Here is a 16,427-nt window from a genome sequence, read left to right on the forward strand (position 1 = left end):
GCACCGATGCCGCGCGCTCAACTCGCCAGCGCGGTCCTGAGCATCTTGGCGAGCTCGGATTTGCGGTAGGGCTTGGCCAGCAGCAGCACGCCGGAATCGAGCCGGCCGTGATGGACGATGGCGTTCTCGGTGTAGCCCGAGGTGAACAGCGTCTTCAGGTCGGGACGCCGTCGCACCGCCTCGTCCGCGAGCTGGCGGCCGTTCATGTGGCCGGGCATGATGATGTCGGTGAAGAGCAGGTCGATGCCCTTGTCGGCATCTATGATGGTGAGGGCTTCGGCCGCGTTGGCGGCTTCGAGCGCGGCATAGCCGAGGCTCTTGATCTGGGTCACGACATATTGGCGCACCAGCGCGTCGTCCTCGACGATCAGGATCTTCTCGTCGCCGCCGGCGATGGGCACGTTCTGGAGCGACTCGTACTCGCTCTCCTGCACGCCGCTCGAGCGCGGCAGGTAGATCTTCACGCTCGTGCCGTGGCCTTCCTCGCTGTAGATCTTGATGTGGCCGCCGGACTGCTTGACGAAGCCGAACACCATGCTGAGCCCCAGCCCGGTGCCCTYGCCGACCTCCTTGGTGGTGAAGAACGGGTCGAACACCCGTTCCATCAGGTCGGGTGGAATGCCGGTGCCGGTGTCGCTGACCGCGATCATCACATAGCTGCCGGCGACGACGTCGGGATTCATGCTGGCATAGCCGTCGTCGAGGAAGATGTTGCGGGTCTCCAGGACCAGGGTGCCGCCGTCCGGCATGGCGTCGCGCGCGTTCAGCGCGAGATTGAGGATCGCGGTGGAAAGCTGGCCCGGGTCGACCAGCGCCGGCCAGGCATCCTCGGTGAGCTGCGGCATGATGGTGATCTGCTCGCCGAGGGTCGGGTGCAGCAGCTTGGCGGCCTCGAGCGCCAGCGCATTGACGTCGATCTCGCGCGGCTGGAGCGGCTGCTTGCGGGCAAAGGCGAGCAGGTGCTTGGTCAGTTGCGCGCCGCGCTCGGCGGCGTCGTCGATCAGCTTGGTGATGGCGGCGAGCTCGGGACGGTCGGCCACCGCGTCCGCGAGGATGCCGATCGTGCCGGTGATGACGGTCAGCACGTTGTTGAAATCGTGGGCGACGCCGCCGGTCAGCTGGCCGATGGAGTCCATTTTCTGGACCTGCCTGAGCTGGGCTTCCGCGGCCTGCTTCTCGGTGAGGTCGCGGCCGATGAAGAAATGGCGCTTCACCGGCTCCGACCAGGTCCCCATCCAGTTCAGCGTCACCTCGTGACCGTCGTAGTGGTAGTAGCGCGCCTCGAAGCTGCGCTTGACCGCGCCACGCCGCGCCGCGCGCATCTCGCTGCGGGTGTTGTCGAGGTCATCGGGGTGAATGAACTCGATGGCGCTGTGCCCGATCATGTCCTCCGGCTTGTACCCGAGGATGTCCTTCACGCTCGGGCTGATCTGGATGAAATTGCCGTAACCGTCCGTCACGAGGATCAGGTCCTGCGAGGTCTCGAAGATGCGCTGGCGCTCCTCGATCTCGCGGTTGAGGGCGGATTCCGCCCGCTTCCGCTCGGTGATGTCGCGAGCGACCTTGGAGGCGCCGATGATCTTGCCGTCGGTCGATCGCAGCGGGACCTGGCTCAGCAGGACGTCGATCGGCTGGCCACTCTTGTGCAGCCGCACGGTCTCGTGCTGGTCGATGACCTCGCCGTTGCGGGTGCGGGCCAGCATTTCGGCGACTTCCTCGCGCTGCCCCTCGGGCATGATGATATCGACCTGGCGGCCGATCGCCTCGCTGGCGGAGTAGCCGAAGACGTGCTCTGCCGCCTTGTTCCAGGACGTGATGGTGCCGTCGAGCGACTTCGTGATGATGGCGTCGTTGGAGGACTCGACGACGGCGCTGAACAGCCGCTCGCGCTCGGCATAATAGTTCCGCTCCGAGCTCGACTGCCGCTGCAGCGCGCCGACCATGCCTGCCGTGTTGGCCTGGAGCCGCACGTTCTCGATCAGCAGCACCGCGAGCACGAAACTCGACGCAAAGAGGCCGTAGAGACGGCCGGCATAGAAACCGAGGTCGAAACGCGCGACGTTGACGATCGCCGACAGCGCGATGTCGAACAGCCAGGCGCACATCGTGACCATGAGCCAGACGTCGATCACCGTGTGCGGCTTGCGAAACCACAGCGTGACCAGCGCCGCGAAGCTCAGGGACCACACGAACGACACCACGCCGATCATGGTGGGGGTGTAGTGGCCGTCCTTGAGCAGGACCGGTAGCAGGCCGTGCTGCGCAGTCACCAGCCAGGCGAAGACGGTCAACGCGACGAACACGCCGACGACGGAAAGTGCGATCGCGGGAGCCGTCGCGCCCGCAACCCTGTTGCCGCCGTTGCTGTCCTTGAGCCAGGCATAGGCCAGCACGAACAGCGGGAAACCGGCGTGCCAGATCATGTAGAGCCAGACGGTGGTCTGCGGGCCTGCACCGAACAATCCGGCCGGGGCGAACAGCCCGGGGAAGGTGAGGGCGTGGGTCACCGCGGCGCCCGCCGTGAACATATAGCCGATCGATAGCAGCAGCAGCGCGCGGCTGCGCAGCACGGCGAACTGCGACAGCAGCAAAACGGCGGTGATGATGTCGCTGACCGCGAGCGCCGACTGGTAGCTCGCCACGAAGGCCGGCACCTGTGCGAGCGGCAAGCCCGCAAACGGTACCGCCAGTGCGAACAGGATCGCGGAGATGCCGACGATCGCCAACGCAGCCCTGCGATCGCTTCGCGTAGCCGGCAAGGTCGACAGGAATGTGCTTCGGTCGTTAGGCGCTAGCACGTCGATCTCTCGTAAGCCGGCATGATGACCTCCTACGTCAATCTCTTCCGGCCGGGAAGCCGCTACCCGCATGGTAGCCCGCTCCGGGCGCGCATCCTGACAGAAAGCGCATGCGACTCAACCGAAGGTTACAGCTTATTTAACTTGGGGTGGGACTTGGAACAGGTAGCTGGTAAGAGGTGATTTACCGGGACAGACCCATACTGCCTTGCCGGGCAGTTGCGGTGAATTGAACCAAATAATGATACGTATCCGGGAGTTGTTCCCATGCGCCGTGTTCTCGTTGTCGACGACCAGAAGGAGGTCCGCGCCATGGTCGCGATCGTGCTTCGGGTCAACCGCTTTGACGTCGTCGACGCCGAGAGCGGCGCAGCGGGCCTGAAAGCCTTCAGCGAGGGCGCTTTCGATGCCGCGATCGTCGATATTTTCCTGGCCGACACCAGCGGCGTTGACGTCATGGCGGCCATTCGCGAGCGAGTTCCCGGGTTCCCGATCGTCGCGGTCTCCGGCATGACCGCGCTGGATTTCATGGGTGAGGCGCCTGGTCTGGCCGACGTGGTATGCCTGCAAAAGCCATTTCGGCCGAACGATCTCCTGCAAGCGCTCCACAAGGCCCAGGCTGCGGCGGGCGGCGAGCTCTCCGCGGCCGTGTGACCGCAAGGCGAAAGAAAACGCCCCGGCGAACCGGGGCGTTGGATTGATCTGATTAAAAGGTCAGGCATCCTGTCTCAGGTGCCGTTGCCCTTGATCTCGGCGTAGCCGCCCTTGGCGTCCCACTTGTAGACGACATAGTCGAGCTGCTTGATGTCGCCCTTGGCGTCATACTCGATCGGGCCGATCACGGTGTCCCACTTGCCGGCCTTGATCGCCGCCATGACCTTCTTGGCATCCGTGGTGCCGGCCTTCTTTGCCGCCTGCGACCAGACCTGCATCGCCGCGTAGGTGTAGAGCGTATAGCCCTCGGGGTCGATGTTCTTGGCCTTGAAGGCGTCGACGATCTTCTTCGCGGTCGGCTTGTTGCGCGGATCCGGACCGAAGGTGAACAGCGTGCCTTCGCCGGCCGGACCGGTGATGGAGGCGTACTCCTTGTCGGCGAGCGCATCGCCGGCCATCAGGATCGTCTTGAGGCCCTGGTCACGCATCTGGCGCAGGATCAGGCCGCTCTCCTGATGATAGCCGCCGACATAGACGAGGTCGATGTTGTCGCGCTTCAGGCGCGAGACGATCGCGTTGAAGTCCTTGTCGCCCTTGTTGTAGGACTCGTACATCTTCTCGGTGATGCCGGCCTTGTTGAGCGCCTTCTTGGTCTCGTCGGCGAGACCCTTGCCGTAGGTGGTCTTGTCGTTGAGGATCGCGATGTTCTTGCCCTTGTAGTTCTTGGCGATGTACTGCGCCGCGACCAAGCCCTGCTGGTCGTCACGGCCGCAGACGCGCGCCACGTTCCAGAGTCCGCTATCGGTGAACTTCGGATTGGTCGAGGCCGGCGTGATCTGGAGCACGTTGCCGTCGGCATAGGCTTCGGAGGCGGGGATCGACGACGACGAGCAATAGTGCCCGGCCACGAACGGAATTTTCGCGCCGGCGATCTTTTCGGCGATCGAGCGCGCCTGCTTCGGGTCGCAGGCGTCGTCCTCGACGTTGAGCGCGAGCTTCTTGCCGTTGACGCCGCCGGCGGCGTTGATGTCAGCCACGGCCATCTCGGCGCCGTTCTTCATCTGGCGGCCGAAGGCGGACTCTCCGCCGGTCATCGGGCCTGCGACTGCGACGGTGACATCCTGCGCGAACGCCGCGCTCGATAGCGCGATCGACGCGCCGAATGCCAGACCGATGAGCTTCAGTGATTTCATGAGATACCTCGCGGGTGGTCGTCTGTGGAAGTTGCCGGGTACGCCCGGTCCAAACCGGCGCCATTCTTGAATGAATCTCGGGAGAAGTCACCGGCAAAATACGGGCATTGGCGGAGATATCTCGCCACATTCGGCCGCACGGGCTCCGCCGTCGGGGCAGCCTCAGCCGTGCCGGCCGCCTTCCAGGTAGGCGGCGCGAATCTCGGGGCGCTGCAACAACTCGGCGCCGGTCCCGGCCAGCGTGATCAGGCCGTTGACCATGACGTAACCGCGATGGGCGAGCTTCAGCGCATGGTTGGCGTTCTGCTCGACGATCAGGACCGTCAGGCCGTCCTGGCGGTTCAGGGTGCGGATCGCATCGAAAATCTGGCGCGCGATCAGCGGCGCCAGCCCGAGCGAGGGCTCGTCGAGCAGAAGCAGGCGGGGGCGGCTCATCAGAGCGCGGCCGATTGCCAGCATCTGCTGCTCGCCGCCGGACAGCGTTCCGCCGCGCTGGGCGTAGCGCTCCTTCAGGCGCGGGAACAGCGTGAACACGCGTTGCAGCGTGGCCTCGCGTTCGGCGTCGGTGCATCCGGTGGCGTCCGCCCCCATCTGGAGGTTTTCCGCCACGCTCATGCGCGGGAAGATGCGGCGGCCTTCCGGCGATTGCGCGATGCGCAAATGGGCGATCTCATGGGTGGGAACGTCGGTGATGTCGCGGCCTTCGTACAGGATATGGCCGGCGCGGGCGCGCGGCTTGCCGAAGATCGTCATCATCAGCGTCGACTTGCCGGCGCCGTTGGCGCCGATCAGCGCGACGATCTCGCCGGCGCTGATCTCGACATCGACGCCCTTCAGCGCCTCGATCTTGCCGTAGGCCGCGCGCAGGCCCCGGATCGAGAGCAGGGGAGTGGACGCCGACGTCACGACCCGCTCTCCATCACGGCCACGGCCTCTTCCTCGTCGGTGCCGAGATAAGCGGCGATCACCTTGGGATCGTCGCGGATCTCGCGCGGAGAGCCTTCCGCGATCTTGACGCCATGGTCCATCACCACGATGTGGTCGGAGATCTCCATCACGACCGACATGTCGTGCTCGATCAGCAGGATCGAGGTGCCGAGCTCGTTGCGGATCGAGAGCAGGAGCTCGCTCAAGGCTGCGCTCTCGCGCGCGTTGAGACCTGCGGCGGGCTCGTCCAGGCACAAAAGCGCGGGCTCGGTGCACATCGCGCGCGCGATCTCGAGCCTGCGCTGGTCGCCATAGGCGAAATTGCCGGCGGCATCGTCGGCGCGGTCGAGCAAATTGACCCGCTTCAGCCAGTCGGTGGCGAGGTCGATCGCGCGCTTTTCGGCCAGCCGATCGACGCCAAGAATCTTGTCGCTAATCTTGTCGCCGCTCATCCGTGCCCTTCCTTGACGAGGTCGGAGGAGATCGCCTGCGCCTTGGTCAGATACACGGTCGGCGCGCGATGGCCGATCAGGCCGCGCGGCCGCCAGATCATGATCAGCACCATGGCCATGCCGAACACCAGCATGCGGTAGGTCTCGAGGCTGCGGAACAGCTCGAAGCCGCCGATCATGGCGAGCGCGGCGAGCGCGACGCCGAGCTGCGAGCCCATGCCGCCGAGCACGACGATGGCGAGCACCAGCGCCGATTCCTGGAAGGTGAAGGATTCCGGACTGATGAAGCCCTGGCGCGTCGCGAAGAACGCACCGGCAAAGCCGCCGAACATGGCGCCGGTCGCGAACGCCGTGAGCTTGGTGGTCGTGGTGTTGATGCCGAGCGCGCGGCAGGCGACCTCGTCCTCGCGCAAGGCCTCCCAGGCGCGGCCGATCGGCAGGCGGCGCAGCCGGATCGTCACCCAGTTGGTGAGCAGCGCAAGCGCCAGGATCAGGTAGAACAGGAAGACGATGCGCTGGGTCGGCGAATATTCGATGCCGAGCCTGGCGGCGAGCCCGTTGTCGCTGTTGTCCAGCGGGATGCCGAAGAACGAGGGGCGGGGAATGCTGGAGACGCCATTGGGGCCGCCGGTGAGGCTCTGCCAGTTGATGATGACGAGGCGGATGATCTCGCCGAAGGCGAGCGTCACGATGGCGAGATAGTCGCCGCGCAGGCGCAGCACGGGGAAGCCGAGCAGCACGCCCCAGAACGCGGCGAGGATGCCGGCAAGCGGCAGGCAGACCCAGAACGACCAGCCGAAATTGGTGGCCAGCAGCGCGTAGGAATAGGCGCCCACCGCGTAGAAGGCGACGTAGCCGAGATCGAGCAGGCCGGCGAGCCCGACCACGACGTTCAGCCCCCAGCCCAGCATCACATAGGTGAGCACGAGGATCGCGAGGTCGAGGATATAGCGCTGGTCATAGAAGATCACCGGCACAAGCACCGTGAAGATCAGAAGTGCGGGCGCCAGGTAGCGGCCCAGAAACGACATGCCGCTGCGTACAGCCGGTGGCACCAGCTTGTCGGTGCCGCTGGACCCGATCCACTGTCGCAACAGCCCGAGCACGATCGAGCCGCCGAACACGGCGGCAACGAGGGAGGCGACCTCGCCGAAGCGGGTCCAATAGGTGAGCTGGCCGTCGGAACCCGCTTCGGTGCGGACGCCGACCATCAGCGAGAACAGCACCAGCGCGATCAGGGCGTTGACGAAGGCCGTCTTCAGCAGAGCGGGGATGTCCGTTGCTGGTTTGGCCGTATTGCTCGAGAGAACTGTCACGCGGCGACCGTCAGACTTTTTCGACTTCGGGACGRCCAAGCAGGCCGGTCGGCATGAAGATCAGCACGACGATCAGGATCGAGAACGCCGCGACGTCCTTGTACTCGACCGAGAAATAGGCCGACCAGAACGTCTCGATCAGGCCGATCGCGAGACCGCCCAGCATGGCGCCAGGCAGCGAGCCGATGCCGCCGAGCACCGCCGCGGTGAACGCCTTGATGCCGGCGACGAAGCCCATGAAGAAATCCACCAGGCCGTAATAGAGCAGGTACATCAGGCCCGCGACCGCGGCGAGTGCGGCGCCGATCACGAAGGTCATGGAGATGGTGCGGTCGACGTTGACGCCGAGCAGCGCCGCCATGGTCTGGTCCTGTTCGCAGGCCCGCATGTCGCGGCCGAGCCGAGTGCGCGACACCAGCCAGGTGAAGATCCCAAGCAGCACGATGGTGGTGAGAACCACCATGATCTGGATGTTGGAGAGCTGGATCACAAAACCGTCCGCGCTTTCGTGCAGCGTATAGCCGCCCGTGATGAAGGGCGGGATCGGCTTGACGCGGGCGCCCTGCGCGACCTGCGAGTAATTGGTCAGCACGAAGGACATGCCGATCGCCGACAGCATCGGGGCGAGGCGGAAGGAATGGCGCAGGGGCCGGTAGGCGATGCGTTCGATGGTCCAGCCATAGAGCGCGGTGATCGCCATCGACACCAGCAGCACCACCAGCAGGATCACCGGGATCGCGGTCAGGCCGAGCGAGATCAGGATCAGGAAGGTGATCAGGGCGATGAAGCCGCCGATCATGAAGACATCGCCATGGGCGAAATTGATCATGCCGACGATGCCGTAGACCATCGTATAGCCGATCGCGATCAGGCCGTAGATCGAGCCCAGAACGAGACCGTTGATGAGCTGCTGGGCGAAATAATCCATGGGCTGCCGTTACCACCTGACGCGGCTCAAAGGGAGCTCTTCGAGAGAGAGTTTCTGCGAGTTTCTTCTCGGGCCCCGGCAGCCCCTAAGCATTCTTCCCGTTTTGTAACAGGAGGGAACTGGCGGCTGCAACTGGCCATGCCTCGGCACAAAGGCTTGTACAGTGGTCATTTCGTTACGGACGTCATTTCGGTTCCGCAGGTGCGAGGAACCGGGTTCCGCAAAGCAACCAAACTGAATCCCGGCCGTTGTCTCTCCTCTGAGCTCCAACAAGGGAGTTCCCCCAAATGTCGAAGCAGCAAGATCAGAATCCGGGCCAGCAGACTCAGAACCCCGGCCAGAAACCCGGGCAGCAGCAGGGCGGCGGGCAGAAACCCGGACAGCAGCAGCAGGATCCGCAGCGCCAGGGCGAGAAGCCCGGCCAGCAACAGGGCGGCCAGCACGGTCAGGACAAGTAGTTTCGGAGCCCGGACGTGAAGAGGGCCCCGCCGGGAGGCGGGGCTTTTTCCTTGGGCGCGCCGCCCGGTGGGCCGGTTAAGGTAAACAAAGGGTTTAAATTGCCGCCATGGTCTGATGCGAGTTAGCTCCTCGGCAAAGCCTTTCCATGGAAGGCGCGCAGCGAGCGAAGCGGGAAGCGGCATGTTCAGGAATTGGCGGATCGGTTCGGTCAACGGCGCCCTGCTGGCGGCCTATTTCATCCCGGCCTGGACGCTCGTGGCCTTCAACATCATGGTGGCACCGGTGCACGGCCTCTACGAGCGGCCGAGTGTCGCGGTGGCGCTGTTCCTCAGCGACCATCTTCAGATGGCGGGGATGAGCACGGTGCGTGCCGCCTGGCTGCTGGCGCTGGGCCGGCTGACGGTGGTGGCGTTCTTTGCCATCTATCTCGCGCTTCTTTGCATTCCCCGCGTCCGCAAGAATGGCGGCACCGACGAGGCGCTCGGCATTGCGCTTGCGATCGGCAGCCTCATCTCGTTTACGAGCATGTTGATGGCCTCGAAGGTCGGCGAGATGGCCGCGCTCCGGCTGCATGCCACCGAGCTCCTGCTGCTGCTCGGCGCTGCCATCGTGGTGGTGATTGAACGGCCCGCGCCGGCGCCCAAGAACGTTCGGGAGGCCGTCGAGACCGCCGCGCCGCTAGCTCTTGAGCAGGCCGAGCTCCTGCACAATCGCTGAGGCTTCCTTGACGGCGTGGTTCGCCGCCGGCACGCCGCAATAGATTGCCTGCTGAAGCAGGATTTCCTTGATGTCGTCGGGGGTGAAGCCGCCCTCGGCGAGCGCCGCGCGCACATGCAGGCGGAATTCGTCCCATTGCCCCAGTGCGACCATGGTGCCGATCACGAGCACGCGCCGCGTGCGCTCGTCGAAATGCGGTCGCGTCCAGATCTCGCCCCAGGCATAGCGCGTGATCATGTCCTGGAAGTCGGTGTTGAAGGCATTGCGGCCCGCGATCGACTTGTCGACCCAGGCATTGCCCAGCACCTTCCGGCGCACATTCATGCCGGCATCGCGGCGCTTCTGGTCGTCCATGTTTTTTTCTCCGGCTAGCGCTGCGTCAGGAAACCCACCACCGCGTCGGTGAAGGCGTGCGGCTGCTCGACATTGGAAATGTGAGCGGCGTCGATGATGGTCATGCTGGCGCCGGGAATGTTGGAGCGGATCAATTCACCCGCCGAGATCGGCGTCGCCATGTCGTGGCGGCCGGCGATCACCAGCGTCGGGCTCTTGATCTTGGCGAGCATCTCGCGCTGATCGAGCGTCGACAGCGCCTCGCAGCAGGCGAGATAGCCCTCGACGGGGGAGGCGAGCAGCATCGACTTCATCTTCGCCGTGATCTGCGGCTCACGCTCGCGGAAATCCTGGGTCAGCCAGCCCGCGATCACGGCATCGGCCACCGCCGCGATGCCGCCCTTCTTCACGGCGTCGATGCGCTCCAGCCATTTGGTCGGCTCGGCGTAGTAGCAGGAGGTGTTGGCGAGGATGAGCTTGCCGAACCGCTCCGGCGCATTGGCCCCTAACCATTGCCCCACCATGCCGCCCATCGACAGGCCGCACCAATGCACCTTCTCGATGTTGAGGTCGTCGAGGATTGCCAGCACGTCGCGGCCGAAGCGCTCCATCGTATAGGGGGCAGGCGGAACGTTGGACTTGCCGTGGCCGCGGCGGTCGTAGCGGATGACGCGGAACACCTGCGTCAACGCCTTCATCTGCGGCTCCCACATCTGCAACGTGCAGCCCAGCGAGTTGGACAGCATCAAGGTCGGCCCGCCGTCGCGGCCCTCGACGGAGACGTTGATCAGGCAACCGTCGGCATCGATCATGGGCATGCTGGGCGTCTCCGTTCTGGAGCATGATCCGGAAAAGTGTGGAGCGGTTTTCCGAAAAAGATCATGCTCAAACAATTAATCGCGCTCGAGGCTGTCGAGCAGCCGGTCGATCAGGGCTTGGGAAGCCCCTTGATAGGCCATCGGCTCGAACAATGCCGCAATTTTTTCCGGCGAAAGATGCGCCGTGACCAGCGAATCGGCCGCGAGAACCTCGCGCAGATGCTTCTTCTCGGCGACCGCGCGCTTGCTCGCGGCCTCGATCAGATGATGCGCATCGCTCTTGCCGATCTTGTCGGCCAGCGCAAACGTAACGGCTTCCGCCATGATGAGCCCATGCGTCGCATCGAGATTGCTGCGCATGCGCGCGGCATCGACGTCGAGGCCCTCGGCGATGTCGAGGATGGCGGCGAGCGCGCCCGAGGTGACCAGCATCAATTGCGGCAACGTCGGCCATTCCGCGTGCCAGGGGCCGGCGCTGCGCTCATGGTCCTGCACCTGGGCTGCGAAGATCGTCGCGGCGAGCTGTGGCGCCATGGTTGCGCAGCCCAGCGCGCTCGCGGCCGCGACAGGGTTGCGCTTGTGCGGCATGGTCGAGGAGCCACCGCGGCCTTCGCCGGCGGGCTCGAACGCTTCGCCAACATCGGTCTGCATCATCAGCGAGACGTCGCGCGCGATCTTGCCGCAGCTTCCGGCGAGAATCGCAAAGCATGATGCGGCTTCCGCGATCCGGTCGCGATGGGTGTGCCAGGGCGCTTCCGGCAGCGGCAGGTTGAGCTCCTGCGCCAATCGCTCTGCAACGACGAGCCCCTTGTCGCCGAGGGCCGCGAGCGTGCCGGCGGCACCGCCGAATTGCAGCGCAAGGCCCTCGCGGGAGAGCCGCCGCAGGCGGCAGCGGGCGCGGGCGAGGCTTGATGCGTATTCCGCGGCCTTGAGCCCGAACGGCATCGGCAGCGCGTGCTGGAGCCAGGTCCGCGCCACCATGGCGGTGTTGCGATGGCTCCGCGCAAGGGCGGCAAAGCCCTTGATGGCGCGGCTGAGATCGGCATCGAGCGCATCGATGCCGGCGCGAAGCGTGAGCATGGTCGCGGTGTCGATGACGTCCTGGCTCGTCGCGCCCCAATGGACGTAGCGCGCGGCCTCCGCATCGGCCTTGCCGACATTGGCAGTCAGCGCCTTGACCAGGGGAATCGCGAGATTGCCGGATCGCGTCGCGGCCTCGCCCAGAGCGGCCATGTCAAAGGTATCGGCCCTGCACGCAGCTTCGATCGGGCCCACCGCGGATGCGGGAATCACATCCGTGGCGGCCTCGGCGCGTGCCAGGGCTGCCTCGAAATCGAGCATGTTCTGGAGGGTCGACCGGTCGTCGCAGACCGCGCGCATGGCTGGGCTCGACAGCATCGGCGCGAGCAGGGGGGAGAGGGCTGTGCTCATGTTGCGCGGGACCTAATCACCATGCCCCGGCTCTGCCAATCCCAAACCATCAGCGCACAGCTTTTTGCAGTTGCGAATATGCATTGCACGTGGCCGGGGGCCGCTCTTTCCTTTGCCGCCTCCGTGCGTTACTTGAGCAGCGTATAGCGAAGCATCCGGGAGGTACCCCATGGCCATGACGATGAACGGCGAAGTCCAGCTTGCGGCGCCGCGCGAGGCCGTGTGGGAGAAGCTCAACAATCCCGAGGTGCTGAAGGCCTGCATCCCCGGCTGCGAGGAGCTGGAGAAGACCGACGACGGCGGCTTTCGCGCGACGGCGAAAATGAAGGTCGGGCCGGTGTCGGCGCGCTTCAAGGGCAAGGTCACACTCTCCGATCTCGACCCGCCGAACGGCTACAAGATCTCCGGCGAAGGCGAGGGCGGGGTGGCCGGCTTCGCCAAGGGCGGCGCTGTGGTCAAGCTCGCGGAGAAGGACGGCGGTACGCTGCTCTCCTACGAGGTCGAGGCGCAGATCGGCGGCAAGTTGGCGCAGCTCGGCCAGCGCCTCATCAACGGCGCCGCCAAGAAACTGGCCGACGAATTTTTCGCGAACTTCGCCAAAGCGGTACAGGGCTGAAGGCTATCGCCTTTCGGCATGGCGCCTTGCATCCGGGGCGATGTTGCCCCCGGGCATAATGGCCCATATGATGGGTTGGAATAATTATAAGAACCGCTTCGACGGGACCCGTCGGGGCGCTGATAGAGAGTGCTTATGGCAAAAATCTCCCTCATCGTGAACGGCAATCCTGTCACGGCCAACGTCGATCCCCGCACCCTTCTGGTGCAGTTCCTGCGCGAGAATCTGCGCCTGACCGGCACCCATGTCGGCTGCGACACCTCGCAGTGCGGCGCCTGCGTCGTGCATCTCGACGGCAAGGCCGTGAAGTCCTGCACCACGCTGGCCGTGATGGCCGACGGCCACGAGGTCAAGACGATCGAGGGACTGGCCGCCGACGGCGCTCCGCTGCATCCGATGCAGGAGGCCTTCCGCGAGCACCATGGCCTGCAGTGCGGCTTCTGCACGCCGGGCATGATCATGACGGCGATCGACATCGTCCATCGCAAGGGCCACGAGCTCGACGACCCCACCATCCGCGAGGAGCTGGAAGGCAATCTCTGCCGTTGCACCGGCTACCAGAACATCGTCGCTTCGATCTCCGCCGGCGCCAAGGCGATGGCGAAATCCGATCTCGCCTAACCGCGCGCGCATTCTGCGATCAGGACATTCAGATGTACGAATTCAAATACCATCGCCCTGGGACCGTTCGCCAGGCGRCCAACCTCCTGGTGAAGAACGAAGACGCCAAGGTGATCGCCGGCGGCCACACGCTGATTCCTGTCATGAAGCAGCGTCTCGCCAGCCCCCCGCATCTGGTCGACCTCTCCCATATCGAGGGGCTCAACACGATCGAGATGAAGGGCCGCGCGCTCGTGATCGGCGCCACCGCCAGGCATGCCGAGGTCGCAAGCTCTGCGATCGTCGGTGAGGCGATCCCGGCGCTGGCCAATCTTGCCAGCCAGATCGGCGACCCCGCCGTGCGCCACAAGGGCACGATCGGCGGCTCTCTCGCCAACAACGATCCGACCGCGGACTATCCGGCCGCGGTGCTCGCGCTCGGCGCTACCATCGTCACCAACAAGCGCCGCCTCAAGGCGGAAGAGTATTTCCAGGGCCTGTTCACGACGGCGCTCGAMGCCGACGAGATCATCACCAAGGTGATGTTCCCGCTGCCGAAGAAGGCGGCCTACATCAAGTTCCGCAACCAGGCTTCGCGCTATGCGCTGGTCGGCGTGTTCGTGGCGCGGCGTCCATCGGACGTGCGCGTTGCCGTCACCGGTGCCGGCTCCGAAGGCGTGTTCCGCGTCACCGCGTTCGAGGAAGCCCTGAAGAAGCGCTTCGCCGCGAAGGCGCTCGACGGCATCGAGGTGCCGGCGGAAGGCCTCAACAGCGACATCCACGGCAGCGCCGAATACCGCGCGCATCTCATCGGGGTGCTGACGCGGCGTGCCCTCGATGCCGCCAACGCCAAGGAGTGAGTGAACCTCACGCCTCGGCCCAAACTTGTCCCCGGTGAGGGCGTAGCGAGACTGGCTTTTTCATGACTCTCACGGCCCTGCCGGCATCGGTCGATGCGATGCTCGAACTCTTGACTTCGCGCGGTTATCTCGCGGAGCGATCGCTGGCGACGGTGACCTATTTGTCGCTGCGCATGGGCCGGCCGCTGTTCCTGGAGGGCGAAGCCGGCGTCGGCAAGACCGAGATCGCCAAGGTGCTGTCGGCGGCGCTGGGGCGGAAGCTGATCCGCCTGCAGTGCTACGAGGGCCTCGACGTCTCGTCCGCCGTCTACGAGTGGAACAGCGCCGCACAGATGATTGCGATCCGGATGGCGGAAGCCGCCGGCGACACTGATCGCGATCAGCTCTCGTCCGACATCTTCGCCGACCGCTACATGATCAAGCGGCCGTTGCTTCAGGCACTGGAGCCTGACGTCGCCGGGCCGCCGGTGTTGCTGATCGACGAGCTCGACCGCGCCGACGAGGCGTTCGAGGCGTACCTGCTCGAAATCCTCAGCGACTTCCAGGTGACCATCCCCGAGTTCGGCACCGTGAAGGCGCCGCATCCGCCGATCGTCATCATCACCTCCAACCGCACGCGCGAGATCCATGACGCGCTGAAGCGGCGCTGTCTCTATCACTGGGTCGACTATCCCGAAGCCGAGCGCGAGCTCGCGATCGTCAAGACGCGCGTGCCCGGCATCTCTGCCAAGCTCTCGCAGCAGGTCGTGCGTTTCGTCCAGGCGCTGCGCAACCAGGATTTCTACAAGTCGCCTGGCGTCGCCGAGACCATCGACTGGGCCACAGCGCTGTCGGAGCTCGATGCCCGCTCGCTGACCCCGCAAGTGGTCGGCGACACGCTGGGCGCGCTGCTCAAGTACCAGGACGACATCACCCGGATGCAGGGCGACACCCTGCAAAAGGTGCTGAAGGAAGCGACGAGCGAGAATTGATCTTGCGTCACTAGTACTCCCGTCATTCCGGGGCGACGCGCAGCGTCGAGCCCGGAATCCATAACCACGATCGGGAGTATGGATTCCGGGCTCGCGCCAAGTGGCGCGCCCCGGAATGACGAGGGGATGGATACGAGACCATGGCCATCAACCACCTTGCGCCCGACCAGACCGAGCAGTTCGCCGACAACATCGTCGGCTTCGCCCGCGCGTTGCGTGCAGCCAGCATGCCGGTCGGGCCGGGGGCCGTCATCGATGCCATGAGCGCGCTGCAGGTGATCGACATCGGCAACCGCGCTGACGTCTTCACCACGCTGGAAGCGATCTTCGTCAAGCGCCACGAGCATGCGCTGATCTTCAGGCAGGCCTTCAACCTGTTCTTCCGCGCCTCGGAAGAATGGAAGCACATGCTGGATTCGGTGCCGTTGCCGGAGCAGGCCAAAAAGAAACCGCAGGCCGGCTCCCGCCGCGTGCAGGAGGCGATGTCGCAGCCGCGGATGACGGAGACGCCGCAGCACCAGGAGCAGGATTTGCGCCTGTCGGTCTCCGACAAGGAGATCCTTCAGAAGAAGGATTTTGCCCAGATGAGCGCGGCTGAGATCACCGAAGCGCTCCGCGCCGTCGAGCGGATGCGGTTGCCGCAGGCCGAGCTTCTGACGCGCCGGCACCGGCCCGATCCCCGCGGGCTTCGTCTCGATTTGCGCCGCACGCTGCGCGCGTCCTTGCGCACCGGCGGCGACATCATCGACATCCATCGCCTCGGGCGCATCGAAAAGCCGGCGCCGATCGTCGCGCTGCTCGATATCTCGGGCTCGATGAGCGAGTACACCCGCCTGTTCCTGCACTTTCTCCACGCCATCGGCGACGCCCGCAAGCGCGTCTCGGTGTTCCTGTTCGGCACGCGGCTGACTAACGTCACCCGTGCGCTGCGCCAGCGCGACCCCGATGAGGCGCTGGCGAGCTGCTCGGCCTCGGTCGAGGACTGGGCCGGCGGCACCCGGATTTCGGCCTCGCTGCACAACTTCAACAAATTGTGGGCGCGGCGGGTGCTGAGCCAGGGCGCCATCGTGCTGCTGATCTCCGACGGGCTGGAGCGGGAGGCCGATTCCAGGCTCGCCTTCGAGATGGACCGGCTGCACCGGTCCTGCCGCCGGCTGATCTGGCTCAACCCGCTTCTGCGGTTCGGCGGCTTCGAGGCCAAGGCCCAGGGCATCAAAATGATGCTCCCGCACGTTGACGAATTCCGCCCGGTACATAATTTGAGTTCGATCCAGGAGCTGATCACGACGCTCTCCCGGCCGCTGCCGCCGCATCACCGCAGCCTGATCCGTTCCGCAGCTTGAGAGGTTAAGCC

16 protein-coding genes and 1 pseudogene are annotated in these 16,427 nt (G+C 65.1%); 8 read left to right on the forward strand and 9 right to left on the reverse strand.

What is annotated here, in order from left to right:
• Positions 1–17: 17 nt before the first annotated feature.
• A complete protein-coding gene (locus AB4Z51_RS30470; RefSeq protein ID WP_441498633.1) occupies positions 18–2,870 on the reverse strand; it encodes a PAS domain S-box protein in 2,853 nt (950 codons plus the stop codon).
• A gap of 195 nt (positions 2,871–3,065) precedes the next feature.
• Here AB4Z51_RS30470 and AB4Z51_RS30475 point away from each other — a divergent pair, with 195 nt between their 5' ends.
• Positions 3,066–3,452: a response regulator gene (locus AB4Z51_RS30475; RefSeq protein ID WP_441498634.1), complete on the forward strand. Its 387-nt coding sequence runs from the start codon at positions 3,066–3,068 to the stop codon at positions 3,450–3,452.
• A gap of 74 nt (positions 3,453–3,526) precedes the next feature.
• On the opposite strand, the gene AB4Z51_RS30480 is transcribed toward AB4Z51_RS30475, so the two are convergent.
• The 5 genes and pseudogenes from AB4Z51_RS30480 to AB4Z51_RS30500 form a co-directional block, all read right to left on the reverse strand.
• Positions 3,527–4,645, reverse strand: a complete 1,119-nt coding sequence (locus tag AB4Z51_RS30480; protein WP_028147453.1) for a branched-chain amino acid ABC transporter substrate-binding protein — start codon at positions 4,643–4,645, stop codon at positions 3,527–3,529.
• Between the two features lie 162 nt (positions 4,646–4,807).
• On the reverse strand, positions 4,808–5,551 hold the full coding sequence (locus tag AB4Z51_RS30485; RefSeq protein WP_166342483.1) for an ABC transporter ATP-binding protein: 744 nt from the start codon (positions 5,549–5,551) through the stop codon (positions 4,808–4,810).
• A pseudogene (locus AB4Z51_RS30490) lies at positions 5,548–5,982 on the reverse strand (ABC transporter ATP-binding protein); the annotation flags it as partial. The pseudogene AB4Z51_RS30490 and the gene AB4Z51_RS30485, both read right to left, overlap by 4 nt.
• Positions 5,983–6,020: 38 nt before the next feature.
• Positions 6,021–7,340: a high-affinity branched-chain amino acid ABC transporter permease LivM gene (gene livM / locus AB4Z51_RS30495; protein WP_135215446.1), complete on the reverse strand. Its 1,320-nt coding sequence runs from the start codon at positions 7,338–7,340 to the stop codon at positions 6,021–6,023.
• Between the two features lie 10 nt (positions 7,341–7,350).
• Positions 7,351–8,268, reverse strand: coding sequence for an ABC transporter permease subunit (locus tag AB4Z51_RS30500; RefSeq protein WP_028147449.1), 918 nt, complete (start codon positions 8,266–8,268; stop codon positions 7,351–7,353).
• Between the two features lie 287 nt (positions 8,269–8,555).
• On the opposite strand from AB4Z51_RS30500, the gene AB4Z51_RS30505 reads away from it, so the two are divergent.
• Positions 8,556–8,726 (forward strand): hypothetical protein, encoded by a 171-nt coding sequence (locus tag AB4Z51_RS30505; protein ID WP_208087590.1) that lies wholly within the window; start codon positions 8,556–8,558, stop codon positions 8,724–8,726.
• Between the two features lie 181 nt (positions 8,727–8,907).
• Positions 8,908–9,444, forward strand: a complete 537-nt coding sequence (locus tag AB4Z51_RS30510; RefSeq protein ID WP_441498635.1) for a hypothetical protein — start codon at positions 8,908–8,910, stop codon at positions 9,442–9,444.
• Here the strand turns inward: AB4Z51_RS30510 and AB4Z51_RS30515 are convergent.
• The 3 genes from AB4Z51_RS30515 to AB4Z51_RS30525 form a co-directional block, all read right to left on the reverse strand.
• Positions 9,406–9,798, reverse strand: a complete 393-nt coding sequence (locus AB4Z51_RS30515) for a carboxymuconolactone decarboxylase family protein (protein ID WP_039152041.1) — start codon at positions 9,796–9,798, stop codon at positions 9,406–9,408. The two genes, AB4Z51_RS30510 and AB4Z51_RS30515, sit on opposite strands and share 39 nt — an antisense overlap.
• A gap of 14 nt (positions 9,799–9,812) precedes the next feature.
• Positions 9,813–10,595 carry a 3-oxoadipate enol-lactonase gene (pcaD, locus tag AB4Z51_RS30520; RefSeq protein ID WP_166091455.1) on the reverse strand — a complete coding sequence of 261 codons (783 nt, stop codon included), beginning with the start codon at positions 10,593–10,595 and terminating at the stop codon, positions 9,813–9,815.
• 75 nt (positions 10,596–10,670) lie between these two features.
• Positions 10,671–12,026, reverse strand: a complete 1,356-nt coding sequence (locus AB4Z51_RS30525) for a 3-carboxy-cis,cis-muconate cycloisomerase (RefSeq protein ID WP_441498636.1) — start codon at positions 12,024–12,026, stop codon at positions 10,671–10,673.
• Positions 12,027–12,195: 169 nt separating this feature from the next.
• Between AB4Z51_RS30525 and AB4Z51_RS30530 the strand changes: the two genes are divergently transcribed.
• The 5 genes from AB4Z51_RS30530 (at position 12,196) to AB4Z51_RS30550 (ending at position 16,416) form a co-directional block, all read left to right on the forward strand.
• Positions 12,196–12,642, forward strand: coding sequence for an SRPBCC family protein (locus tag AB4Z51_RS30530; RefSeq protein ID WP_063982407.1), 447 nt, complete (start codon positions 12,196–12,198; stop codon positions 12,640–12,642).
• Between the two features lie 135 nt (positions 12,643–12,777).
• Entirely contained in the window at positions 12,778–13,263 is a 486-nt protein-coding gene (locus AB4Z51_RS30535) for a (2Fe-2S)-binding protein (RefSeq protein ID WP_441498637.1), read from the forward strand.
• A gap of 32 nt (positions 13,264–13,295) precedes the next feature.
• Positions 13,296–14,102, forward strand: a complete 807-nt coding sequence (locus tag AB4Z51_RS30540) for an FAD binding domain-containing protein (RefSeq protein WP_441498638.1) — start codon at positions 13,296–13,298, stop codon at positions 14,100–14,102.
• Positions 14,103–14,164: 62 nt separating this feature from the next.
• A complete protein-coding gene (locus AB4Z51_RS30545; protein ID WP_014494196.1) occupies positions 14,165–15,073 on the forward strand; it encodes an AAA family ATPase in 909 nt (302 codons plus the stop codon).
• Between the two features lie 140 nt (positions 15,074–15,213).
• Positions 15,214–16,416, forward strand: coding sequence for a vWA domain-containing protein (locus tag AB4Z51_RS30550; protein ID WP_071912469.1), 1,203 nt, complete (start codon positions 15,214–15,216; stop codon positions 16,414–16,416).
• Positions 16,417–16,427: the final 11 nt, after the last annotated feature.

It is taken from the genome of Bradyrhizobium sp. 2TAF36 (assembly GCF_052114925.1).
Taxonomy (GTDB): domain Bacteria; phylum Pseudomonadota; class Alphaproteobacteria; order Rhizobiales; family Xanthobacteraceae; genus Bradyrhizobium; species Bradyrhizobium barranii.